This window comes from Streptomyces sp. NPDC056948 (assembly GCF_042674225.1).
In the GTDB taxonomy this organism is placed as follows: domain Bacteria; phylum Actinomycetota; class Actinomycetes; order Streptomycetales; family Streptomycetaceae; genus Streptomyces; species Streptomyces purpurascens.
The window spans coordinates 1-21,876 of the sequence record NZ_JBHUQX010000125.1; the positions used below are offsets into that span (position 1 = coordinate 1).

Here is a 21,876-nt window from a genome sequence, read left to right on the forward strand (position 1 = left end):
CCGCAGAGGGGCGCCCAGCGCCGTCTAGCGCGCGTCCTCGCCGTCGATGCCCAGACCGGGCAGCAGGCCCGGCAGGAGCGGCGGGAGCGTCACGTCCGGCTTGGGGACGGGTGAGCTGCCGTCCGCCGACGGGGAGGTGCTCGCCTCGCTGTCCTTCGGCGGGTCGAGCAGGCCGCCGGTGTTGCCGCCGAGCAGCCCGTCGCCCTCGCTGCCGGAGCCGGCCGAGCGGCTGGGGCTGCCGCTGCCACCGCCGGTGCCGCCCTTGTCGGTGCGCCCGCCGCCGCTCTTGCCGGGCTGGGCCGACCGGTCGGTGGCGGAGGAGCCGGTGGAGGCCGACTCGGAGGCACCCCGGTGCTTGCCGGTGCCGCCGTTCCCGGCCGGGGGCTCGGGGAGCAGGGAGCGCAGCGGGGCGACGTCCTCCTCTATGGCGTCGAAGACCGACGACACCTGGTCACTGACGTCACCGAGCTGGACGGGAAGCCTCTCGCGCAGTTCGCCCCAGGCCTCGCGGTGGGAGCGGGAGAACGCCGACAGGGCCTGGATGGGGCCCAGGGAGTCCGGGTCGTGCTCGTACGCCTCGCTCAGCAGCCGGTGGCCTTCCGACGCGTCGTGCCGCATGCCGGACAGGGCACGGCGGATCTCGCCGAGGGACTCGTGGTCCAGGGGGCCGCTGCGGCCGCGCTCCATCAGGCGGCGGGCTTCGCCGAGCCGGGTGGAGGCGTGGTCGAGATAGACCCGGCCGCGCTCGTCGGCGCTGTCGGCGAGGCCGAGTTTCACGTCCTCGATGCCGCGTTTGAGGCCGTAGAGCGAATCGCCCGGCAAGGCGTCGGAGCTGGCGGCGGAGACTCCGCCGAAGGCGCTCGCGGCCACGCCGACACTGAGCCCACCCGCGGTGAGGCCCTTGGCGAGCCGGGAACGCGGCCGGAATTTCTTCAGTGAGCCGGCGCGGTGTGCGCCACGGGAGCGCTGCCCGGGGACCGCTCGGTCCGTCGCCCCGCCGCCGGCGGTGCCCTCCTGGAGCATGGCCTCGAACGCGGCCACCAGCTGGGCCCGCTGGACGACCTTGACCTCCGGGTCGAGCTCCGGCTTGGGCAGCGCGTCGAGACCGGAGGCCAGCGCCGTCAGGCGTGCCGGTTCGGTCTGTTCCGCGGGTGCCGGGGCCGGTGCCGAACCTTCGGACTGTTCGGCCGCCGTGCCCTGCTCGGACTGCTCCTCCAGGGCCTGGGCGAAGGCGTTCGCCCGCCGGTGCGACGATACGTTCGCGATCACTGGCGGCACCTCCTCTCGTCATGACGGTCGACTCCCCAGGGGGTCCTGAGGGTTGCACACCCTGACCGCAACCACACGATCGAGTGATCGGGGTCGGCCAGGGGTGACCACAGGGAGCCTGCATCCCTCTCAACGAGCGGCGCGGTACTTGGGTTACGGACCCCGGCTCATCGGATGCCGAAGTCAACGGACTGTCACGGAACGTGAGTTGGGTGTCGCCGAGCGTGCGGCCCGGTCAGCGCGCGTCTTCCGGGAGGAGCCGGGCGAGGGTGCGGACGGCCCGGTACTGGAGGGTCTTGATGGCGCCCTCGTTCTTGCCCATCACGCGGGCGGTCTCGGCGACCGAGAGGCCCTGGAGGAAGCGGAGTGTCACACACTCCTGCTGCTGGGGGTTGAGCCGCCGTACGGCGTCGAGCAGGGCGGCGTTGGAGAGGGACTCCAGGACGGAGTCCTCGGGGGAGCGCTCGACCTCGTTGGCGTCGAGCATCTCGCCGGTGGTGACCTCGAGGCGGAAGCGGCTGGACTTGAAGTGGTCCGCTACGAGGTTGCGGGCGATCGTGACCAGCCAGGCGCCGAAGTCGCGGCCCTGCCAGGTGAACGTGCCGATGCGGCGCAGGGCGCGCAGAAAGGTCTCGCTGGTGAGGTCCTCGGCGGTCGCCTTTCCTCCGACCCGGTAGTAGATGTACCGGTACACGGTGTCGCTGTACTGGTCGTAGAGACGGCCGAAGGCGTCGGCCTCGCCGGCCTGGGCGCGCTCCACGAGGTCCATCATGCGGGCGCTGTCGCTGTCCGCCGCGGGCCGTCGAGCAGTGGCCCCGCCGGACGGGCGCCCTCGTCTGCCGACCGCGGCGCTGCCGTCGGCCAGTGCATAGCAAGGGCCTACGGGTGCGGCGGTGGCGAATGCGGGGACGGCGTACGCGGTGGGGACGAAGCCGCGCAACAGGTCTAGGACCGTTGCGCGCAGCGTAGCCAGGCCCGAGGCGTCAACCCCGACGTGTGGGTACACGGGACTCCCAGAGGCAGAGCTTCCATCACGTGCAGTGCGGGACCTTTCACCCGTCGTAGCGACGGAGGGGTACCGGTTTGCGTCTGAGGAGAATAACGCTTCGTGCAGGCTCTGCTACACCGAGTTGCTCAAATCATCGATTACGTCGCTTCCGTAACCGATTGACGCCGAATCAAGTGCCGAATTCTGAACGATTGTTGATCGGAAGGGTTCGGATTGCGGCTGAGTCCAGGGTGTGTTGTGGCCGTGTGCAGCCAAGAGGACTGGATACGAGGTTTTGGGGGTACGCCAGTTGGATTTACGGGCGTTGTCATCCCGCAAACGATGGTGTCCCGGATTGATCGGGTGGTCAGCGGCGGCGGCGGTGCAGGGCGATCGCCGCGGCCGTGCCGCCGGCCACGGCTCCCACGCCGGCCGCCGCGGGGATGCCGACCTTGGCCGCCTTGCGGCCCGTGCGGTAGTCGCGCAGGCGCCAGTCCAGCCGGCGGGCGTGCCTGCGCAGCTTGGAGTCCGGGTTGATGGCGTAGGGGTGGCCGACCAGGGACAGCATCGGGATGTCGTTGTGCGAGTCGCTGTAGGCGGCGCAGCGGGTCAGGTCCAGGCCCTCCGCCGCGGCCAGCGCGCGGACCGCCTCGGCCTTCGCGGGGCCGTGCAGCGGTTCGCCGACGAGCTTGCCCGTGTAGACGCCGTCGACCGACTCGGCGACCGTGCCCAGGGCGCCGGTCAGGCCCAGGCGGCGGGCGATGACCTGGGCGATCTCGACGGGGGCCGCCGTCACCAGCCACACCTTCTGGCCCGCGTCCAGATGGGCCTCGGCGAGGGCGCGGGTGCCGGGCCAGATGCGCTCGGCCATGTACTCGTCGTAGATCTCCTCGCCGATCGACTGGAGTTCGGCGACACGATGGCCCTTGACGATCGACAGGGCGGAGTCGCGGGCCTCCTGCATGTGCTCGGGGTCCTCGACCCCGGCCAGCCGGAACCACGCCTGCTGCCAGGCGAACTTCGCGAGGTCGCGGGTCTCGAAGAACTTCCGCTTGTACAGGCCCCGCCCGAAGTGGAAGAGCGCGGCGCCCTGCATGACGGTGTTGTCCAGGTCGAAGAAGGCGGCGGCCTGGTCGTCGCCGTGGACCGGGAACTGCGGTTCCTCGGTCGTGCCGGAAGCTTCCTGCGAGGATTTGCGGGCTGCCTCCGCCGAGGCCTCGCCTGCCAAAACGCTCCGCGCCGTGGCGGAGCGCCTACGGGGAGTGAGCCATCCGAGAGCGGCCATGGCGTGAGCATAGCCAGTTTGTTCGGGGGTTCCGGAGTCGAGAGGTTTGGAGCCTGTGAACTCTCGGCGAGCGTGTCGTTAAAGATGCCGCTCGAGGGGGGTGGGGAGGACGCGGAGGACGGGGTCGGCGTGTCCCGGGCGCGCGACAATGGCTGACATGAGTCCCCTCTTTCGCCGTACGCCCCCTCGGGACCGGCTCGTCACCCTGATCCGCAAGCCGGGATGTCATCTGTGTGATGACGCACAGGTCGTTGTGGAGAAGGTGTGCGGTGATCTCGGAGTCCCCTGGGAGCAGAAGGACATCACCGAGGATCGGGAACTGCACGACCAGTACTGGGAGCAGATCCCGGTCGTGCTGGTGGACGGCAGGCAGCACACGTTCTGGCGCGTGAACGAGGGGCGCCTGCGCAAGGCCCTGACCGACTGAGTCCGGCCCTCGGGCGGCTGACCGAGCAGTCCAAAGTGGCCGTAAGGGTCGCTTAGGATCGAGGGTGACTGGTCTCGGGGGCGGGATACACAGAGGAGAGTGTGCTGTTTTGCCCCCAGAAGCGAAGGAACGGCGGTGCTTGTGCGCCGGTTCCCCGGGAGTGCGCCGGGGGCGCGTGAGCCCGGTCACGTTGGGCGGGCAAATCGGACACCATCTTTGTGCACGCGTTCACAAAGACATAGCCTGCTTTCGACGGGGCGGTCATGTAGGGACGTATGACCGCCTACAGCCCCGCTCTACCCGCAGGAGCACCGTGGCAACTGGCCGAACTCACCGACCGGCGACCCGCAGCCGAGGGATTCCCGAGGCCACCGTCGCCCGGCTTCCGCTGTATCTCCGCGCTCTGACCGCGCTGTCGGAGCGCTCGGTACCCACGGTCTCCTCCGAGGAGCTCGCGGCCGCCGCGGGGGTCAACTCCGCGAAGCTGCGCAAGGACTTCTCCTACCTCGGCTCCTACGGGACCCGGGGTGTCGGCTACGACGTCGAGTATCTCGTCTACCAGATCTCCCGCGAACTGGGCCTCACCCAGGACTGGCCGGTTGTGATCGTCGGTATCGGTAACCTCGGCGCCGCGCTCGCCAACTACGGCGGGTTCGCCTCCCGCGGCTTCCGGGTCGCCGCGCTCATCGACGCCGACCCGGCCATGGCGGGCAAGCCCGTCGCCGGTATCCCCGTGCAGCACTCCGACGACCTGGAGAAGATCATCCAGGACAACGGCGTGTCGATCGGTGTCATCGCCACCCCCGCCGGTGCCGCCCAGGCGGTCTGCGACCGGCTCGTGGCCGCCGGTGTCACCTCCATCCTGAACTTCGCGCCGACCGTGCTGACCGTCCCGGACGGGGTCGACGTGCGCAAGGTCGACCTCTCCATCGAGCTGCAGATCCTCGCCTTCCACGAGCAGCGCAAGGCCGGCGAGGAGGCTGCCGCCTCCGACGGGGGCGTCCCTACCGCCGCCGCCCGTAACCGGTCCGCCGACCAGGGGCCTGACGGGGACATGCCCGCCGTGATGCCGGCATGAGCCTCCTCGTCGTCGGACTCAGCCACCGCAGCGCCCCGGTCAGCGTCCTGGAGCGGGCCTCGCTGAACGCGGACGCGCAGGTCAAGCTGCTCCAGGACACGGTCGCCGCCGAGCCGGCCACCGAGGCCGCGGTGCTCGCCACCTGCAACCGCATCGAGCTCTACGCCGACGTGGACAAGTTCCACGCCGGTGTCGCCGAGCTGTCCACGCTGCTCGCCCAGCACAGCGGGGTCGGCCTCGAGGAGCTCACCCCCTATCTCTACGTGCACTACGAGGACCGGGCCGTCCACCACCTGTTCTCGGTGGCCTGCGGGCTGGACTCGATGGTCGTCGGCGAGGGGCAGATCCTCGGCCAGATCAAGGACTCCCTGGCCCTCGCGCAGGACCTGCACTCCGCGGGCCGCCTGCTGAACGACCTGTTCCAGCAGGCCCTGCGGGTCGGCAAGCGGGCCCACTCCGAGACCGGCATCGACCGCGCGGGGCAGTCCCTGGTCACCTTCGGCCTGGAGCAGCTTGCGCGGGGCGGGGACATACAGGAATGGGCCCGGGGCAAGAAGGCCCTGGTCATCGGGGCCGGATCGATGTCCTCCCTGGCAGCGGCGACGCTCGCGCGTGCCGGTGTCGCCGAGGTCGTCGTCGCCAACCGGACCTTCGACCGGGCCGAGCGCCTGGCCCAGATCCTGATGGAGGGCGACGACACGGACGTGGCGGCCCGCGCGGTCCCGATGGAATCGGTGCCGGCCGAGCTGACACGTGCCGACGTCGCCGTCTCCTGTACCGGGGCGACCGGCCTGGTCCTGACCGCCGAGGCCGTCGCCGCGGCCGCAGCGGAGGGCCGTACGGCCGCGCCCTGGTCCGTGGCCGAGGGCGAGCCGGATCGTTCGTCCGGGCCGGGCGCCGGGCGGGACGGCCTGCCGGCCACCAGCCTCGGCGGCGAGGACGGCTGTCCGCTGGACCTGACCTCGGTGCAGGGCACCGCCGGATTCTCCGTGCTGGGCGAGGCGGCCGTGGCCGGGATGGCCGCCGCCGATCTCGAACAGCACGCGGCCTGGGTGGACAACGGCGCGGTGGGCGGCGGCGCCCAGCGTACGGCCAGGCCGGGGACGGTCGACCCGCTCGACCCCGCCCCGGACGCCGACGCCATCGCCGCGCTCGCCGCGACCGTGGCCACCGTCGGGCGGATCCCCGAGCGGCGCCGGCCCGAGCCGGTCGAGGAGCCGCCGCGGCCGCAGCCCGTGCTCTTCCTGCTGGACCTGGCGATGCCGCGCGACATAGACGCGGCCGTGCACCGGCTGGCCGGGGTGCGGCTGGTGGACATCGAGTCGCTGGCGGAGGCCTCCGCGGGCGCTCCGATGGCTGCCGATGTGGACGAGGTCCGGCGTATCGTCTCCGACGAGGTCGCGGCTTTCGGGGCGGCACTGCGGGCCGCGCACATCACGCCGACCGTGGTCGCCCTGCGCACCATGGCCGCCGATGTCGTGGCAGGCGAGATCGCCCGGCTCGACGGACGGCTGCCCGGCCTCGACGACAAGGACCGCGCGGAGATCACCCAGACCGTGCGGCGCGTGGTCGACAAACTGCTGCACGCGCCGACCGTACGGGTCAAGCAGCTCGCGGCCGAGCCCGGCGGCGCCGGGTACGCGGACGCGCTGCGGACCCTGTTCGACCTCGACCCCGAGACGGTGGCCGCCGTCTCCCGCGCCGAGGACAGCACTACCGAGAAGAACCGAGGGCCGGCATGAACGACAAGGCACTACGGCTCGGTACCCGCCGGAGCAGGCTCGCCATGGCCCAGTCCGGGCAGGTGGCCGAGGCCGTGACCCGGGTGACCGGGCGGCCCGTGGAGCTCGTCGAGATCACCACGTTCGGTGACACCTCGCGCGAGCAGCTCGCCCAGATCGGCGGCACCGGCGTGTTCGTGACCGCCCTGCGCGACGCGCTGCTCAAGGGCGAGGTCGACTTCGCGGTGCACTCGCTGAAGGACCTGCCGACCGCGCAGCCCGACGACCTGGTCGTGGCGGCCGTTCCCGTGCGGGAGGACCCGCGGGACGTGATCGTCGCCCGGGACGCGCTGAAGTTCACCGACCTGCCGAGCGGGGCCCGCATCGGCACGGGTTCGCCGCGCCGCATGGCCCAGCTCAACTCGTACGCCCGCAGCCACAGCCTGGATATATCCACGGTCCCGATCCGCGGCAACGTCGACACCCGGATCGGATACGTACGGGGCGGTGAGCTCGACGCCGTCGTGCTGGCCGCCGCCGGACTGAACCGGATCGGCCGCGGTGACGAAGTGACCGACTTCCTGTCGGTCGACACAGTTTTGCCCGCCCCCGGCCAGGGGGCACTAGCGATCGAGTGTGCCGCGGAAAACGCGGACCTCGTCGCCGCGCTCGCCGAACTCGACGACCCGTTCACGCGGGTCGCCGTGACGGCCGAGCGGTCACTGCTCGCCGCCCTGGAGGCCGGCTGCAGCGCTCCCGTGGGCGCTTTGGCCGACTTGCTGGCCGACGGGCAGATTGTCAAGGAAATGCGCCTGCGCGCCGTCGTCGGTACGACCGACGGCACGCGCATGGTGCAGCTGTCCACCACCGGTCCCGTGCCCGAGACGCACGACGGGGCAATGGCGCTCGGTCGCGAACTCGCGGCCGAGATGCTCGCCCAGGGCGCGGCCGGTCTGATGGGGGAGCGAGCACATTGAGCCCCACCACCCTTTCCGCCGGTCCTGAACACGGGCACGTCACCTTCCTGGGTGCCGGACCCGGAGATCCGGGACTGCTAACTCTGCGCGCCGTAGAGGCGCTGGCGAGCGCGGACGTTCTCGTCGCCGAGCACGAAGTGCTCGACGTCGTACGTCAGCACGCCAGGCAGGGCGTCTCCGAAGTGCACACGGATTCGGATCCTTCCCAGGAGCCGGCTCCGGGCGCAGGAACGCCCCAGCTGACGGTAGTTGACGGCACGTCAACCACCTCGGCAGTCCCCGCGGTGCGGGATGCCGCACATCTTGTCATGGAGGCCGCGCGGGGCGGCAGGCGGGTCGTGCGTGCGGTGTCCGGTGATCCGGGCCTCGACACGTACGCCGCCGAGGAGATGCTGGCGTGCGCCGCCGCCGGGGTGCCCTTCGAGGTCGTCCCCGGTATCGCGAGCGCCGTCGGTGTGCCCGCGTACGCCGGTGTGCCGCTGCGGGACGCGCAGGGCGCGGACGTGCGGTTCGTGGACGCGCGGACGGCCTCGGACCGGTGCTGGACGGAGGTCGGGGCGTCGGACGGCACGGTGGTCGTGTCCACCACGCTGGACTCCGTCGCCGCGGCGGCCGGCGAGCTGGTCTCCGCGGGCCGCAAGCCGGACACCCCGATGACCGTCACCGTCGCCGGCACGACCACCCGGCAGCGCACCTGGACCGCCACGCTCGGCACGATCGCGCAGACGCTGAAGCAGGCCAAGGTGCTGCCCTCCCCGGACGGCGGCCGGCCGGTGATAGCCGTGGTCGGTGAGCGTTCCGCCGCCGCCCAGCGCGACCAGCTCGCGTGGTTCGAGTCCAAGCCGATGTTCGGCTGGAAGGTGCTCGTGCCGCGCACGAAGGAGCAGGCGGCGTCGCTCTCCGACCAGCTTCGGTCGTACGGCGCCGTGCCGCACGAGGTGCCGACCATCGCCGTCGAGCCGCCGCGCACGCCCCAGCAGATGGAGCGGGCGGTCAAGGGGCTCGTGACGGGCCGCTACGAGTGGATCGCCTTCACCTCGGTGAACGCGGTCAAGGCCGTGCGGGAGAAGTTCGAGGAGTACGGGCTCGATGCCCGGGCCTTCGCCGGGATCAAGGTCGCGGCGGTGGGCGAGCAGACGGCCAACGCGCTGATCGCCTTCGGTGTGAAGCCGGACCTGGTGCCGAGCGGGGAGCAGAGCGCCGCCGGTCTGCTGGAGGACTGGCCGCCCTACGACCCGGTCTTCGACCCGATCGACCGGGTGTTCCTGCCGCGTGCCGACATCGCCACGGAGACGCTGGTCGCCGGGCTGATCGAGCTGGGCTGGGAGGTCGACGACGTCACGGCCTACCGGACCGTGCGGGCCTCGCCGCCGCCGGCGGAGACGCGCGAGGCGATCAAGGGCGGTGGGTTCGACGCGGTGCTGTTCACGTCGTCGTCGACCGTGCGGAACCTGGTCGGTATCGCCGGCAAGCCGCACAACGTGACCGTGATCGCGTGTATCGGCCCGGCCACGGCGAAGACCGCCGAGGAGCACGGGCTCCGGGTGGACGTGATGGCGCCCGAGCCGTCCGTGCACAAGCTGGCCGAGGCGCTGGCCGACTTCGGCGCGAAGCGCAGAGCTGCCGCTGTCGAGGCCGGGGACGCGGTGACCCGGCCGAGCGAGCGGCGGCCGGGGGCCCGGCGGCGGCGTTCGACGACCTGAGCCGGTCAGGTTTGGACGACCTGAGCCGGTCCGGTAGGGCGTAGGCGGATCGAGGGTGTGGCTGCGGCTACGCGGGAGTGACCGCGTGGCCGTAGCGCAGCAGGTTCGTCGGGTCGTAGGTGGCCTTGTCGTGGCGTAGGCGGTCGTAGACCTCCGGGGTCCAGGCGCGGGCGATGTCCTGTTCGTCGCCCGGGGTGCCGTGGATGTTGACCATGGTGCGGCCCGTGCCGTAGGGAGCCATGGCGGTGTAGAGCCGCGCCGTCGCCTGTTCGATGGCCTCGGCGGCGGGTGGGGCGGCCAGGACGCCGACCGAGTCGACGAAGTACTGGGCGTCGCGGGAGCAGACGGCGTCCTCGACGGCGGACGGGCGGGACATCGCGCCGCCCAGGTGGCGCACCTCGACCATCAGCAGGGGGTAGTCGGCGCCGGCCGTGGGTCCGGCCTGGTCCAGGAACGTGCGGATGGCCTCGGGGGACAGGTCGCGCAGGAGCAGGCAGGACTCCCTCGCGGGGAGCGGGTCCTGCGGTTCCATGTGGATACGGTCCAGGGCCGCGTGCTCCATGACCTCGACCGTGTCGACGGCTACGGGGACGGCTTCGCGCAGCGGTGCGATCAGGGCCTCGCCCTCGGCCGGGAGGCCGGGCCAGGCGAGCGCGACGCGGGCCCAGAATCCGCCGCGCAGGGGCTCCGGGATCTGCGGGATGGGCGGCAGGCGCAGGATCGTGAACGCGCTGCACATCTCGTCCGGGACGGTGCGGGTCCAGTCGGCCCAGGCCCGTAGGAGGGTCTCGGCGTTCTCGCCCGGGGTGTAGATGCCACCGCCGTAGAGGCGCGGGAGGGGGAGCAGGTCGGTCACGAGTGAGGTGACGACGCCTACGTTGCCCTTGCCGCCGCGCAGGGCCCAGAACAGTTCCGGTTCGTGCTGGGGGTCCGTCTCGCGCAGCATGCCGTCCGGGGTGACGACCTGGAAGGAGCGGACCAGGTCGGCGGCGTAGCCGTAGGCGCGGCCGAGGACGGGGAGTCCGCCGCCGAGGGTGTAGCCGACGACGCCCGCGTCCGTGGAGGTGCCGCTGAGGCCGGCGAGGCCGTGCGGGGCGGCCGCGGCCATGACGTGGCTCCACTTCGCGCCCGCGGCGATGGTGGCCGTGCGGGCGGTGGGGTCGATGTGTACGTCGGTCATGCGGGCGGTGTTGATCAACAGGCCCTGGTCGATGGGGTAGTTGGCGCCGTGGCCGGTCGCCTGGACGGCCACGGGGGTGTCGGTGGCCTTCGCCCAGCGCATGGCGGTGACGATGTCGTCGGGGCCGGTGGCTCCGATGACGATGTCGGGGGTGTGCAGGGCGGCCAGGTTGAAGCCGGTGACTTCGTCGGCGTAGGTGGGGTCGCCGGGGCGTAGGACCGGGCCGTGTATTTCTGACAGGGCGAAGAGGTCGGGGGTGTGGTGGGGGGCGGTCATCGCGTCCTCCGTGGATGGGCGTACGGAGGGACGGCGGCGGCGGGTTGTTCAGGCCGTCGGGGTCCTCGTCCTTGCTGTTCTCAGGATGGACCTGGGGGGTGGTGGGCGCATTGTGGGCCGTGTTCGACGTGCTCGGCGTTGGGGCTGGGGGCGGGGGGTTTCGCAGCCCGGCGGAGCGGGGTGCCGCTGCGCCCACCCGTGCCGCCCTTAGCGGCACGATTGCCCGCAGTTACACGACAGGGCGTCGGCATCGGGGCGTTTGCTGCGGGCGTAGCGTAGGTGGCATGACGACGTACGGATCTTTTCCCGGTACTCGGCCGCGGCGTTTGCGGAGTAGCCCCGTCATGCGTCGGATGGTGGCCGAGACCAGGTTGCACCCCGCCGATTTCATTCTTCCGGCCTTTGTGCGCGAGGGCGTCAGTGAGCCGGTGCCGATCGAGGCCATGCCCGGGGTCGTGCAGCACACCCGGGACAGTCTGAAGAAGGCCGCCGCGGAGGCGGTCGCGGCCGGGGTCTCCGGGATCATGCTGTTCGGCGTGCCGGAGGAGTCGAAGAAGGACGCGCTCGGGACGCCGGGGACCGACCCGGACGGGATCCTGCAGGTCGCCCTCCGGGACGTGCGGGCCGAAGTGGGCGACGACCTGCTGGTCATGTCCGATCTGTGTCTCGACGAGACGACCGACCACGGGCACTGCGGGGTGCTGGACTCCGAGGGACGGGTCGACAACGACGCGACCCTGGAGCGGTACGCCGAGATGGCCCAGGTGCAGGCCGATGCCGGGGCCCATGTGGTCGGGCCCAGCGGGATGATGGACGGGCAGATCGGGGTCGTCCGAGACGCCCTCGACCAGATCGGGCGGGAGGATGTCGCCATCCTCGCCTACACCGCCAAGTACGCCTCCGCGTTCTACGGGCCGTTCCGGGAGGCCGTCGGCTCGTCCCTGCAGGGGGACCGGAAGACCTATCAGCAGGACCCCGGCAACGCGCGTGAGTCCCTGCGGGAGCTGGCCCTCGATCTCGAGGAGGGCGCCGACATGGTGATGGTCAAGCCGGCCGGGCCCTACCTGGACATCCTCGCCCGGGTCGCGGACGCCGTGGACGTGCCCGTCGCCGCGTATCAGATCTCCGGCGAGTACTCGATGATCGAGGCCGCCGCCGAGCGGGGCTGGATCGACCGGGACCGGGCGATCATGGAGGCCCTGACCGGCATCCGGCGGGCCGGTGCGCGGAACATCCTCACCTACTGGGCCACCGAGGCGGCCCAGAAGCTCAAGGAACAGTAGGGCTCGGCAGGACTCAGTAGGTCAGGGATCAGTAGGTGAGCGCCTCGTCCATGTCCCGCAGCCAGTACGTGGCCGTCAGCGAGCTGTCGTAGTACACGCCCTTGGCCGGGAGGGACGGGAGCGCCGAGGGGCCGCCGCTGCTGTTCGGCGTGCGGCCCTGGAAGCCGACCTCGAGCTTGCGGCCGGTGGTGCCGCCCTCGCCGCTGCCGTCGGCCGCCGACAGCACCACGCCCGAGTAGGCGGACTCGCCGGGGGCCAGGGTCGTCACCGCCTGCGGCTTGGAGTCCTCGATCGGCCGCGGGGCCCACTGCATCTCGTCGAAGCGCAGCACCGGGTAGTAGGTGAGGTCGCAGTACTTCGAGCCGGTGTTCTTGACCGTGATCAGCATGTGGTTGAGGGGGCGGCGGACCGGCTGGGCGGTGACGGTGGTGTTGCTGCCGTTGCAGGAGACGCGGTTGGCCGGGTCGGCGGGGTCGGTGGGCTCGGCCGCCCCGGAGTTCCCGCCCTTCGCCTTGCCGGTCGTCTCGGCATGCGCGCCCTTCGCGTCCGTGGCCGTCTGCTGGGGCGCGGTGGCCGCCGTCGTCGATGACGTCTGCTGGGGCTTGGCCGCGCCCTCGTCCTGTGTGCCCGTGCCGTCCTCGCACGCCGTGAGGGCGAGGGCGGCCAGGAGGGCTACGGGGAGGGCGTGGTGCTTGCGCATGGGTGGGTTCCCTTTCGGACAAAGGCGGTTGGCGAGAAGGCCCGAGCGAGCCGCCGACCGGTCGGCCGGGAGCGGCGTGCTTGGATGACCAGAGCTTGTGCGGTCATCCGTCCCGGCCGCCACACCCGGCGGACCATCAGGGACGCTGGAACGCCCGTATATGCCTTGACCTGGGGAAACGTCCCTGCCCTGGAACGGGTGAACGGGACATGGGGGATGGAGGAAGGGTGTCGGAAGGCACGGCCGCGGCGGAGTTCGCCGCGCTGCTGGGGGAGTTGAAGGAGCGTTCCGGGCTGAGCTACGGGGTGCTCGCCAAGCGGCTCCACATGAGTACGTCGACGCTGCACCGGTACTGCAACGGGGATGCCGTGCCCGCCGATTACGCGCCGGTGGAGAGGCTTGCCCGGCTGTGCAAGGCGTCGCGCGAGGAGCTCGTCGAGCTGCATCGGCGGTGGGTGCTGGCGGATGCGGCGCGGGGGCGCAAGGGGGGTGGGGGCTCGTCCGAGCCTGTGGTGGCAGAGGCAGAGGCAGAGGCAGAGGGAGCGGCTGCGGCAGAGGCTGCGGTTGCTGACGGGCCGGCTTCGGTTGCCGACGCCTCGGCCCCGGTTGCCGACGCTCCGGCTTCGGAGGCGGTGCCCGCGGAGAAGCCCCGGTCGCGACGTCCTCGGCCCGCGCTCCTCGCCGGTATCGCCGTGGCCGTCGTCCTGGGCGGGGTCGGGCTCGCCGTGGCCGTTCCCTCCGGTGGGGCGGACGACGACGGGCGTCGCGGTGCGGCCGCGGTGTCCGACGGTGGCCGGACGCCGAACCGGGGTTCGGCCGCCTCGGCGTCACCCTCGGGCAGTTCCTCCGCCGGTCCTGGCAAGGACAAGGACGAGGGCAAGAGCAAGGACAAGAGCGAGGGAAAGGGCTCCGCCTCCGAGACCCCTGCCTCGCGCGCCCCCGCTGCCGGCGGTGGCGGCGACCGTCCCGGTCGTACCGGCGCCCCCGCCGCCGGCTCCGTCCCTCTCACCGTGAACACCACTCCGCATGCCTGGGAAGCCCCCTGTTCCCAGCGCTACTTGGTGAACAGGCCGCCGGGGCAGGTCGGGCCGCCGCCGCTGGAGCAGGACGCGCCCGCCTGGGTGGCGGCGACGGGTGCCGTTCCGTCGGGGCAGCAGTTTCTGAAGCTCACCGTGCAGGGCACCGGGAAGGAGACGGTGGTCGTCGACGGGCTGACGGTCCGTATGGCCGGCAAGCGGACGCCGCTCGCCTGGAACGACTACGCCATGGGCTATCCGGGCGTCGGCTGCGGCGGCGGCGTTCCGACGCGCTTCTTCACGGTCGCCCTGGATGCCGCGCGTCCCTCCGTCGTTCCCGAGGCGGGCCATGACGACTTCCCGTTCTCGGTGAGCCAGTCCGACCCGGAGGTCTACTACATCCGGGCCGACGCCTCCGCCTACGACGTCAGCTGGTATCTGGAGCTGAGCTGGTCCAGCGGCAGCCGGCACGGCACGCTGACGGTGGACGACAAGGGCCGGCCCTTCCGTACGAGCGGGAACAACGGGCGTCCTGCGTACGAGTTCCCGCTGGGCGGCGACAAGTGGGTCGAGGAGGGGACCACCGAGTGACTGACGGACGCGCTCTCAGTGGAACTCGTGGACCAGCTCGATCTTCCCGACGATGTGGGCGTTGAAATCGTCGAGTTCCTCGGCCGGTACCCACAGTTCGAGGATCGTGTTCCCGCCCGCCTGCTGGACCGGGTAGCGGCTCAGGAAGTCGGCGTCGACCTCGAAACGGGTGACGTAGCCGGCGCCGTCGTGCTTGACGTTCCAGTCGCGCGCGATCTTGACGGCGTAGTCCTCGTTGAGGACCGGGTAGAAGATCGGCTGCTCGGGGAGCCGGGGCGGCCAGCCGCGCCAGTCGAGCTCCCGCAGCAGGTCCAGTTCCTTGGGGCCGGTGGGACGCCACAAGGTCGTCGTCGCTCGCTCGCTGGTCTGCACGGGCACCATCAAATCACCCCAGGCGTTAGGTTGTTGACCGTCGGAGTGGTTGCTGATTGAACCACCTACTCTTCAGGGAGACGTCCATGTCCGGTGACGCGCTCAGCCAGGATCCCGCCGAGCTGCGGAGGAGGATCGACAGCGGCAAGGCGCACCCGGCGCGGGTCTACGACGTCTTCCTCGGGGGCAAGGACCACTACCCCGCCGACCGGGACGCGGCCGCCGCCGCGCTCACCGCCAATCCGCGCGGATACCTCGACGTCCGGCACAACCGCGACTTCCTGCGCCGCGCGGTGACCACGCTGGTGGAGCAGGACGGCATCCGGCAGTTCCTCGACATCGGCACGGGGCTGCCGACCGCCGAGAACGTGCACCAGATCGCGCAGCGCGTCGCCCCCGAGTCGCGGGTCGTGTACGTCGACAACGACCCGGTCGTGCTCGCGCATGCGCGGGCCCTGCTGACCAGTGGGCCCGAGGGCCGTACGGACTACATCGACGCCGATCTGCGGGACCCGGCCCGCATCCTCGAACAGGCCGCCAAGACCCTGGACTTCGACCAGCCGGTCGCGCTCTGCCTGGTCGCGATCCTGCACTTCGTCGAGGACGGCGAGGCGTATCCGCTGGTGCGCGGGCTGCTCGAGGAGCTGCCCGTCGGCAGCCGGCTGGTGCTCAGCCATCTCACCGAGGACCTCAACCCCGAGAACATCCGCGCGGTCCAGCGGACGTACACCGAGCGGGGGTTCACCTTCGTGCTGCGGTCCCGGGCGGATGTCGAGCGGTTCTTCACGGAGAACTTCCTGGAGATCGCCGGCCCGGGCGTCGTCCCGGCGCACCGCTGGCGGCCCGACCACGCGGCCCCCGTCCCCGAGCAGCCGGAGGAGTCCTTCCTCGCCGGCCTCGACGACATCGAGAGGGTCCGCTACCGCGACATCAACGACGTCACGGACGCGGACATCAACGTGTACGCGGGGATCGGGGGCAAGGGCTGAACGGCAGCCCGGCTGCCCAGGGCTGAGCAGCGGACCGGCTGCTCCCGTGTCCGGATCCCGGAAATCTTCTTGTAGGCGGCACGTATTTCTCTAGGGTGCGGGGCACAAGGCGTCACCGCAGCCGAAGGAGCCGTGCCATGACCGTCGCCGATCACGCGCCCACCCACTCTCCCGTGCCGCCGCTCGCAGCGCGCGCCCGGTCTGTCGGCGGCTCCCCCGTACGGGACATCCTGGCGGTCACCGCCCGCCCCGAGGTGATCAACTTCGCGGGCGGGCTGCCGGCGCCGGAGCTGTTCGACGCCGAGGGCATCGCGGCCGCGTACCAGGCGGTGCTCGCCGAGGTGCCCGGGCGGGCGTTGCAGTACTCCACGACCGAGGGCGAGCCCGTGCTGCGGGCCGCGCTGGCCGCGCGTACCACCGCGCGCGGTCTGCCGACCGGCTCCGAGGACCTGCTCGTCACCACCGGCTCGCAGCAGGCCCTCTCCCTCCTGGCCACCGCGCTGCTCGAACCCGGGGACACCGTCCTCGTCGAGAACCCCTGCTATCTGGCGGCACTTCAGGCCTTCGGCTTCGCCGGAGCGCGGGTCGTAGCCGTGCCCGGTGACGAGCACGGCGTCGATCCCGATGCGCTGGAGGAGCTGGTGGTGCGTGAGCGGCCCAAGCTGCTGTACACCGTGCCCACCTTCCAGAACCCCACCGGCCGTACGCTGCCCGCCGAGCGGCGTGCCGCCGTGGCCGCCGTCGCCGCGCGGCGCGGGCTGTGGATCGTCGAGGACGACCCCTACGGGGAGCTGCGCTACGAGGGCGACCGCGTGCCGTGGATAGCCTCCCACCCGGGCGCCGAGGACCGTACGGTGCTGCTCGGCAGCTTCTCCAAGGTCATGGCGCCCGGACTGCGGCTGGGCTGGCTGCGCGCGCCCGGGGAACTGCGGCGCGCCTGTGCCGTCGCCAAGCAGGCCGCCGACCTGCACACCCCGACCGTCAACCAGCTCGCCGCGGCCCGGTACCTGGCCGACAACGACCTGGACGCCCACGTCACGCGTGTCGCCGGCGTGTACCGCGAACGCCGGGACGCCATGCTCGGAGGGCTGGCCGGGGCGCTGCCCGAGGGGTCGGTCTGGAAACGGCCCGAGGGCGGCATGTTCCTCTGGGCGCGCCTGCCGGAGCCGTACGACACGACGGCCCTGCTGCCGCAGGTGGTGCGGCACGAGGTGGCCTACGTCCCCGGTGCCCCCTTCTACGCCGGCACCCCCGACCGTACGACCCTGCGGCTGTGCTTCGTGACGCAGACGCCGGAGGAGATCGGGGAGGGACTGCGGAGGCTCGGGGAGGGTGTGCGGGCGGGCCGCGCCTGAGCCTGACAACAGGCCCTAGGGCCAATGGCGGAGCGGGAACTACGACCGTGGCCCGCGGCCGGGGCGGAATGCGCTGGCTACGGTGACGTCATGTCCGATTCCGAGCAGTTCGACCTCGACGCGTATCTCCGGCGGATCGGATGGGAGGGGGAGCGGCGGGCCGACGCGGCGACCTTGCGTGGTGTGCATCTGTCGCATATGCGGGCCCTCCCCTTCGAGAACCTCGACGCACTGCGCCGCCAGGCGCCCTCCCTCGAGCAAGCCGACCTGATGGCCAAGCTTGTCCACGGCCGACGCGGCGGATACTGCTATGAGCACAACACGCTGTTCGCCTGCGCGCTGGAGGCACTGGGCTTCCGGGTGGCCCTGCTGGCCGCGCGGGTCGTCGTGGGCGCCGACAGCATCGCAAGCCGGCCGCGCACGCACATGGCGCTGCTGGTGGAGGTACCCGGCGAACCGCGGCCGTACCTCGCGGACGTCGGCTTCGGGGCGATCGGCGCGCTGCTGGAGCCGGTGCCGCTGGTGACGGACGTCGAGTTCGCCGGGGCCGGGCGGTGGCATCGCCTGGTGCACGTGCCGCACGACGGGCCCCTGGAGATGTGGGTGCTCCAGGCACACGACCAGGGCAAGGACGACTGGGCCGGTCAGTACGCCTTCACCCTGGAGCCCTTCGAGAAGCCCGATTTCGACGTCATCAACTGGCACATCGGCACGAACCCGCGCTCGCCGTTCACCCAGCGCGTCTACGTCCAGAGCGTCAGCGCCGCGCGGCACCTGCTGCTCCACGGGAGCCTGCTGACCGACACCCGCGCCGACGGGACGGTCACCGAGCGCGTGGTGACCGGTGAGGCGGAGGCGCGGCGGCTTCTGGAGGAGGAGTTCGGCATCGCGGTGCCGGAGGGGATGACGCTGCTGCCCGGCTGAGGGGTGCCTAGTCCCACCAGAAGTGCCAGGTCGGCTGATCGACGATCTGGCGCTCGGCGTAGGCCCGCAGCGTGGGGTCGGCGCCCTGCCGGATGTTGTCCGGGCAGAACGCGAAGTGCTCGGCGGCGACGGCTTCCGCCTCCGCGAGGGTGGTGGGCGGGGCGGCGACCGACACCAGCAGCTGGTCGAAGCCGAGGGCCACGACCCGTATGCCGAAGCGGTCCTCCCAGGAGCGCAGCACCGCGCTGACGCGGGCCGTGTCGCCCTCGTGGTTCGCCGGGCCCGTCCAGCCGATCGCCGTCGGGATGTCGGCGCTGCGGCGGGCCGGGACCAGGGCGAGGCGGGGGTCCTTGAGCGGACCGCCGTCCTCGAGCAGCGAGTCCGCGAGGTCCGTGGCGACCGCGTCCGGGTCCTGGCCCCGAGCCGCGGGCGTGGCCGGCCCGGGCCATGCGTCGCCCTCCGCCGCGCACTGCTCCCAGTACTCCGCCAGCACCTCCTCGGCGTCGTGATCCCCGGGGTAGGACACCTCGCCGGGCATCAGCTCCCAGTCCTCCGGCCCGCCATGACCGTCCCCCACATCGAGCACGACCGGCAGCAGCCCGACCCGCCGCGTCGGCTCCAGCGCCGTCCAGCCGCCCGGCACGGCCCGCTCCTGCGCGCACCACAGCAACGGCTCGTGCCAGGGGCCTTCGTCGGTGGTGTCGAGCAAGGTCCCGGCGGGGAGTTCAAGCCCCAGCGCGCGGCCGCTCATGTCTGCCGCCAGGGTCGGGAGCGGGTTCGGAAGTGTCGCCATGTGGTGACTGTAGATCCGACCACTGACAGGGGAACATCAGCGGACGCGAGCTGACCTAATTGCTCCGTACGGTCCTCCCATGACCACTTCCTCGGAGAAGACCGACCTGTCGTACGCGCTCGCCGAGCAGCGGGAACTCCTGCTGATCACCGTGCGCGGACTCGGCGACGCGCAGGCCGATAGGCGTACGACCGTGAGTGAGCTGACCCTGGCCGGGATCGTGAAGCATCTCGCCCGGGGCGAGGAGACGTGGACGCGGATCATGGTCGAGGGCGACGGTGAACTGCCGGACGGGATGCTCGACATGGGGCAGTACCGGATGGCCGAGGGCGACACGCTCGACGGGCTGCTGGAGCGGTACGCCGCCGCCGCGCGGGCGACCGACGAGGCCCTGACCGGGCTGCCGGACCTGGACCACAGCGTGCCCCTGCCGGTGACCCCCTGGTCGCCGCCGGAGCCCCAGTACTGGTCGGCGCGCCGGATCCTGCTGCATCTGATCCAGGAGACGGCCCAGCACGCCGGGCACGCGGACATCATCCGGGAGGCACTGGACGGCGCGAACAGTACGGCTCAGCGCTGAGATCGAGGACGGGGACGGGGACGGGGACCTGTCAGACGCGGGCTTCGAAGCATTCGCGGCTGCCTCCCGTCACCGGGCGGAAGCAGGCCCGGACGGTCGTGCCGGGTCTCGCCTCGGTCATGGGTGTGTAGATGTACGACTGGGCGGCGAGACCGTCGGTGATCTCCGCGGTGTGCGGACGGCCCGCGTCGGCCGTGTTCAGTTCCAGGCGGTCGCCGATGCGCGTGCTCCACATCCTCGCCCAGCCCGCCCCGCACTCGGCGCTGTAGCGCAGTTCGAGGTGGGCTCCGGTGGATGCGCGGTGCGAGGCGAGGGTGAGCGGGTGCATGCCGCACTTCATGGGCAGCGGGTCCTTGCCCTCACAGGTGGCTCCCCGGCAGCGGGGCGCGGGGGCGGACGAAGGCGGTGGGGAGGGCCGGACGTCGCCGGTGTGGCCCGCGAGGAGGACCAGGGCGACGGACAGGCCGCCGGCCGCCAGCGCGCAGACCGACGCGAGTATCGCCATGACCGCGCCCCTGCCGTCGGGAGGATGTCTGACGTCCGCGTCCGAAGGGTCCGCTGGCGCGGGCGCGTCCGTGGGCTGCGCCGCCGCCCGGCCGCTCCATTCCGACTCCGCGAGCTCCCACAGCGCCAGGCACCGGCCCTCCGGCTCACCCGCGAGGCGGCACAGCTCCCGCACCGCTTGGCCGGGCGGGAGCGTCTTGCCGTTGAGGTAGCGCTCCCAGGACGACTTGCTGAAGGTGGTCTTCGTCGCCAGGGCCGCCAGACTCAGGCCCGTTCCCGTTCTCAACTCCCGCAGTGCCGCGGCCAGTCGGGCGCGTTCCGGTGGCAGCGCGTGCTGCGGATCCCGCGTCATTCCCGTAAGGCCTTCCAGGTGTGCGGGCCGATGATGCCGTCCACGACCAGGCCGGAGCGCTTCTGCAGGTCCTTGACCGCGCGTTCCGTGTGCGGTCCGAAGATGCCGTCCACGGCTCCCGGTGCGAGGCCCGCCTCGCGCAGCAGGCACTGTGCCTCGGCCACCTCCGGTCCCGCATGCCCCATCGCCAGGATGGCCTTCAGGGTGCGGCTGTTGCCCGCGTACCAACGGCCGTCGATCCGCTCCGCCCGGCAGGTGTAGGTGGGGCGTTCCGACTGCTTCGGCGGCCCCGGTGCCGACGGGGACGCGGAGGCCGTGAGGGGAGCCGCGGCCGCTCTGCCCTCGCCGTCCGTGAGCCGAACCGCCAGCAGGACCGCGGCGGCGACGGCCAGCACCAGGGCCACCGACCCGGCCACGAGGGTGATGCGCAGCGCCCGGCCGTGCGGGCGGGGTGGGTCGGCCCCCGGCTCCGCCTCGGATCCCGTCGGCGGCTTCCCCTTGCCCCACGCCTCGGCGGCGACCTCGTGCAGCGCGAGCAGGCGGGTCGGATCGTCACCGCCGAGCCGGGCCATCGCCTCGACGGCCTCCCCGGGCGGGAGCGAGCGGCCGGCCAGGTAGCGCTCCCAGGACGACGTGCTGTAGCCCGTCTTCGCCGCGAGCTGGCGCAGGCTCAGTCCGCTGTGGTCCTTGACCCTGCGTAATCGCACCACCAACTGCCGTACCCGCGGGTCCAGTTCTTCGGGCAGCCCTTTCCAACGCGACATGTTCCCCCCACTCGCGTTCGCGGACCGTGGTCAGCGGTCCCGTTACCGCCGCATTCTGCATCAGCATCCACGCGGTGCCCCATACATCGGTTCCGATCCCCCCGCTGACCCCGACCGATTCGGCCACGGCACGTCGCGAGCGTCCCGCCGTACCGTCCAGGCGGGCGGTGTCCGTGCAGGTCAGGGCGTGGGACGTCCCGTGAGTACGTCACTTCCGCGGCGACTGTGGTGGATCCCTGTCCCCGGCCCGCAGTCTCGTTGTCGAGCCGGCCGGTGCGGTCGGCCCACCACGAAGGGGGCAAGCAACATGCGTATGACCAGGAAGCTCGCCGTCATGGCCGGGGGGATCGCGCTGACCGGTGGTCTGCTGGCCGGCAACGCGGGGACGGCCGGTGCGGCGGAGGCCTCGCCGCAGGCGGCGTCCGACTGTCCGTCGGGCTGGTTCTGCGTGTGGGCCGGGCAGAACTACACCGGCCGCATGCAGAAGGTCGCCGGGACCAACAAGGACCTGACCCAGTTCGCCGTGTTCCAGAGCTTCAAGTCCTGGTACAACCACGGCGCGTCCTGCGACTTCAAGTGGTTCTCGGCGAAGAACCACGGCGGATCCAGCGGGGTCATCCCGAGGGGATACAAGACGACCGACAGCGCGAGCCACTACATGAAGTCCAACACGTGGGTGAACTGCAGCTGACCCTCGGTCCGCAGCAGCGATGAACGCATGCGGCCCGGCCTCTCACGGGGGAGAGGAC

The 21,876-nt window shown here is 71.7% G+C and carries 21 protein-coding genes; 12 read left to right on the forward strand and 9 right to left on the reverse strand.

Annotated elements, in window-relative coordinates:
* Positions 1 to 24 precede the first annotated feature (24 nt).
* The 3 genes from ACFTZL_RS18125 to ACFTZL_RS18135 all read right to left on the reverse strand — a co-directional run bounded on the left by ACFTZL_RS18125 (position 25) and on the right by ACFTZL_RS18135 (position 3,542).
* Entirely contained in the window at positions 25 to 1,269 is a 1,245-nt protein-coding gene (locus ACFTZL_RS18125; RefSeq protein WP_382583354.1) for a DUF5667 domain-containing protein, read from the reverse strand.
* 235 nt (positions 1,270 to 1,504) lie between these two features.
* Complete coding sequence (locus ACFTZL_RS18130; RefSeq protein ID WP_193482582.1) at positions 1,505 to 2,275, reverse strand: ECF subfamily RNA polymerase sigma factor, BldN family; 771 nt, start codon at positions 2,273 to 2,275, stop codon at positions 1,505 to 1,507.
* Between the two features lie 349 nt (positions 2,276 to 2,624).
* The gene (locus tag ACFTZL_RS18135) at positions 2,625 to 3,542 is read right to left on the reverse strand and encodes an HAD family hydrolase (RefSeq protein WP_382583358.1); all 918 of its coding nucleotides are present in this window, start codon (positions 3,540 to 3,542) and stop codon (positions 2,625 to 2,627) included.
* A gap of 148 nt (positions 3,543 to 3,690) precedes the next feature.
* Here ACFTZL_RS18135 and ACFTZL_RS18140 point away from each other — a divergent pair, with 148 nt between their 5' ends.
* From ACFTZL_RS18140 to ACFTZL_RS18160, 5 genes are all read left to right on the forward strand, one after another.
* The gene (locus tag ACFTZL_RS18140) at positions 3,691 to 3,969 is read left to right on the forward strand and encodes a glutaredoxin family protein (RefSeq protein WP_184558945.1); all 279 of its coding nucleotides are present in this window, start codon (positions 3,691 to 3,693) and stop codon (positions 3,967 to 3,969) included.
* 313 nt (positions 3,970 to 4,282) lie between these two features.
* Positions 4,283 to 5,047, forward strand: coding sequence for a redox-sensing transcriptional repressor Rex (locus tag ACFTZL_RS18145; protein WP_382583361.1), 765 nt, complete (start codon positions 4,283 to 4,285; stop codon positions 5,045 to 5,047).
* Positions 5,044 to 6,789, forward strand: coding sequence for a glutamyl-tRNA reductase (locus tag ACFTZL_RS18150; RefSeq protein ID WP_382583364.1), 1,746 nt, complete (start codon positions 5,044 to 5,046; stop codon positions 6,787 to 6,789). Before ACFTZL_RS18145 ends, ACFTZL_RS18150 begins: the two co-directional genes overlap by 4 nt.
* Positions 6,786 to 7,745, forward strand: coding sequence for a hydroxymethylbilane synthase (hemC, locus tag ACFTZL_RS18155; RefSeq protein ID WP_382583367.1), 960 nt, complete (start codon positions 6,786 to 6,788; stop codon positions 7,743 to 7,745). The genes ACFTZL_RS18150 and hemC overlap by 4 nt, the downstream gene beginning before the upstream one ends.
* Positions 7,742 to 9,448 (forward strand): uroporphyrinogen-III synthase, encoded by a 1,707-nt coding sequence (locus ACFTZL_RS18160; protein ID WP_382583370.1) that lies wholly within the window; start codon positions 7,742 to 7,744, stop codon positions 9,446 to 9,448. Before hemC ends, ACFTZL_RS18160 begins: the two co-directional genes overlap by 4 nt.
* Positions 9,449 to 9,515: 67 nt before the next feature.
* Here the strand turns inward: ACFTZL_RS18160 and ACFTZL_RS18165 are convergent, their stop codons facing one another.
* Positions 9,516 to 10,904: an FAD-binding oxidoreductase gene (locus ACFTZL_RS18165; RefSeq protein ID WP_382583373.1), complete on the reverse strand. Its 1,389-nt coding sequence runs from the start codon at positions 10,902 to 10,904 to the stop codon at positions 9,516 to 9,518.
* Between the two features lie 284 nt (positions 10,905 to 11,188).
* Between ACFTZL_RS18165 and hemB the strand changes: the two genes are divergently transcribed.
* The gene (gene hemB, locus ACFTZL_RS18170) at positions 11,189 to 12,187 is read left to right on the forward strand and encodes a porphobilinogen synthase (protein ID WP_382583376.1); all 999 of its coding nucleotides are present in this window, start codon (positions 11,189 to 11,191) and stop codon (positions 12,185 to 12,187) included.
* 28 nt (positions 12,188 to 12,215) lie between these two features.
* Here hemB and ACFTZL_RS18175 read toward each other — a convergent pair whose 3' ends face one another.
* The gene (locus ACFTZL_RS18175; protein WP_382583379.1) at positions 12,216 to 12,887 is read right to left on the reverse strand and encodes a DUF4232 domain-containing protein; all 672 of its coding nucleotides are present in this window, start codon (positions 12,885 to 12,887) and stop codon (positions 12,216 to 12,218) included.
* Between the two features lie 227 nt (positions 12,888 to 13,114).
* Here ACFTZL_RS18175 and ACFTZL_RS18180 point away from each other — a divergent pair, with 227 nt between their 5' ends.
* Positions 13,115 to 14,494 carry a helix-turn-helix domain-containing protein gene (locus tag ACFTZL_RS18180; protein WP_382583382.1) on the forward strand — a complete coding sequence of 460 codons (1,380 nt, stop codon included), beginning with the start codon at positions 13,115 to 13,117 and terminating at the stop codon, positions 14,492 to 14,494.
* 15 nt (positions 14,495 to 14,509) lie between these two features.
* On the opposite strand, the gene ACFTZL_RS18185 is transcribed toward ACFTZL_RS18180, so the two are convergent.
* Positions 14,510 to 14,866 carry a hypothetical protein gene (locus tag ACFTZL_RS18185; RefSeq protein ID WP_382583385.1) on the reverse strand — a complete coding sequence of 119 codons (357 nt, stop codon included), beginning with the start codon at positions 14,864 to 14,866 and terminating at the stop codon, positions 14,510 to 14,512.
* A gap of 86 nt (positions 14,867 to 14,952) precedes the next feature.
* Here ACFTZL_RS18185 and ACFTZL_RS18190 point away from each other — a divergent pair, with 86 nt between their 5' ends.
* The 3 genes from ACFTZL_RS18190 (at position 14,953) to ACFTZL_RS18200 (ending at position 18,134) form a co-directional block, all read left to right on the forward strand.
* Positions 14,953 to 15,855 (forward strand): SAM-dependent methyltransferase, encoded by a 903-nt coding sequence (locus ACFTZL_RS18190; protein WP_382583388.1) that lies wholly within the window; start codon positions 14,953 to 14,955, stop codon positions 15,853 to 15,855.
* A 137-nt stretch (positions 15,856 to 15,992) separates the two neighbouring features.
* Positions 15,993 to 17,210, forward strand: coding sequence for a PLP-dependent aminotransferase family protein (locus ACFTZL_RS18195; protein WP_382583391.1), 1,218 nt, complete (start codon positions 15,993 to 15,995; stop codon positions 17,208 to 17,210).
* 90 nt (positions 17,211 to 17,300) lie between these two features.
* Positions 17,301 to 18,134 carry an arylamine N-acetyltransferase gene (locus tag ACFTZL_RS18200; RefSeq protein WP_382583395.1) on the forward strand — a complete coding sequence of 278 codons (834 nt, stop codon included), beginning with the start codon at positions 17,301 to 17,303 and terminating at the stop codon, positions 18,132 to 18,134.
* 7 nt (positions 18,135 to 18,141) lie between these two features.
* Here ACFTZL_RS18200 and ACFTZL_RS18205 read toward each other — a convergent pair whose 3' ends face one another.
* Positions 18,142 to 18,927 carry a DUF4253 domain-containing protein gene (locus ACFTZL_RS18205; protein WP_382583398.1) on the reverse strand — a complete coding sequence of 262 codons (786 nt, stop codon included), beginning with the start codon at positions 18,925 to 18,927 and terminating at the stop codon, positions 18,142 to 18,144.
* A gap of 79 nt (positions 18,928 to 19,006) precedes the next feature.
* Here ACFTZL_RS18205 and ACFTZL_RS18210 point away from each other — a divergent pair, with 79 nt between their 5' ends.
* Positions 19,007 to 19,507: a DinB family protein gene (locus ACFTZL_RS18210; protein WP_382583401.1), complete on the forward strand. Its 501-nt coding sequence runs from the start codon at positions 19,007 to 19,009 to the stop codon at positions 19,505 to 19,507.
* Positions 19,508 to 19,538: 31 nt separating this feature from the next.
* Here ACFTZL_RS18210 and ACFTZL_RS18215 read toward each other — a convergent pair whose 3' ends face one another.
* Both ACFTZL_RS18215 and ACFTZL_RS18220 read right to left on the reverse strand, forming a co-directional pair.
* Positions 19,539 to 20,363, reverse strand: coding sequence for a DUF2690 domain-containing protein (locus tag ACFTZL_RS18215; protein WP_382583404.1), 825 nt, complete (start codon positions 20,361 to 20,363; stop codon positions 19,539 to 19,541).
* A complete protein-coding gene (locus ACFTZL_RS18220) occupies positions 20,360 to 21,127 on the reverse strand; it encodes a peptidoglycan-binding protein (RefSeq protein ID WP_382583407.1) in 768 nt (255 codons plus the stop codon). The genes ACFTZL_RS18215 and ACFTZL_RS18220 overlap by 4 nt, the downstream gene beginning before the upstream one ends.
* Before the next feature lie 307 nt (positions 21,128 to 21,434).
* On the opposite strand from ACFTZL_RS18220, the gene ACFTZL_RS18225 reads away from it, so the two are divergent.
* Positions 21,435 to 21,818, forward strand: a complete 384-nt coding sequence (locus ACFTZL_RS18225; protein ID WP_382583410.1) for a peptidase inhibitor family I36 protein — start codon at positions 21,435 to 21,437, stop codon at positions 21,816 to 21,818.
* The last annotated feature ends 58 nt before the right edge of the window (positions 21,819 to 21,876 follow it).

Coding starts and splice junctions, on each gene's coding strand:
- ACFTZL_RS18135 (WP_382583358.1), bottom strand. CDS start 3,542: ATGGCCGCTCTCGGATGGCTCACTCCCCGTAGGCGCTCCGCCACGGCG.
- ACFTZL_RS18140 (WP_184558945.1), top strand. CDS start 3,691: ATGGCTGACATGAGTCCCCTCTTTCGCCGTACGCCCCCTCGGGACCGG.
- ACFTZL_RS18150 (WP_382583364.1), top strand. CDS start 5,044: ATGAGCCTCCTCGTCGTCGGACTCAGCCACCGCAGCGCCCCGGTCAGC.
- hemC (WP_382583367.1), top strand. CDS start 6,786: ATGAACGACAAGGCACTACGGCTCGGTACCCGCCGGAGCAGGCTCGCC.
- ACFTZL_RS18165 (WP_382583373.1), bottom strand. CDS start 10,904: ATGACCGCCCCCCACCACACCCCCGACCTCTTCGCCCTGTCAGAAATA.
- hemB (WP_382583376.1), top strand. CDS start 11,189: ATGACGACGTACGGATCTTTTCCCGGTACTCGGCCGCGGCGTTTGCGG.
- ACFTZL_RS18175 (WP_382583379.1), bottom strand. CDS start 12,887: ATGCGCAAGCACCACGCCCTCCCCGTAGCCCTCCTGGCCGCCCTCGCC.
- ACFTZL_RS18190 (WP_382583388.1), top strand. CDS start 14,953: ATGTCCGGTGACGCGCTCAGCCAGGATCCCGCCGAGCTGCGGAGGAGG.
- ACFTZL_RS18195 (WP_382583391.1), top strand. CDS start 15,993: ATGACCGTCGCCGATCACGCGCCCACCCACTCTCCCGTGCCGCCGCTC.
- ACFTZL_RS18200 (WP_382583395.1), top strand. CDS start 17,301: ATGTCCGATTCCGAGCAGTTCGACCTCGACGCGTATCTCCGGCGGATC.
- ACFTZL_RS18205 (WP_382583398.1), bottom strand. CDS start 18,927: ATGGCGACACTTCCGAACCCGCTCCCGACCCTGGCGGCAGACATGAGC.
- ACFTZL_RS18210 (WP_382583401.1), top strand. CDS start 19,007: ATGACCACTTCCTCGGAGAAGACCGACCTGTCGTACGCGCTCGCCGAG.
- ACFTZL_RS18215 (WP_382583404.1), bottom strand. CDS start 20,363: ATGACGCGGGATCCGCAGCACGCGCTGCCACCGGAACGCGCCCGACTG.
- ACFTZL_RS18220 (WP_382583407.1), bottom strand. CDS start 21,127: ATGTCGCGTTGGAAAGGGCTGCCCGAAGAACTGGACCCGCGGGTACGG.
- ACFTZL_RS18225 (WP_382583410.1), top strand. CDS start 21,435: ATGCGTATGACCAGGAAGCTCGCCGTCATGGCCGGGGGGATCGCGCTG.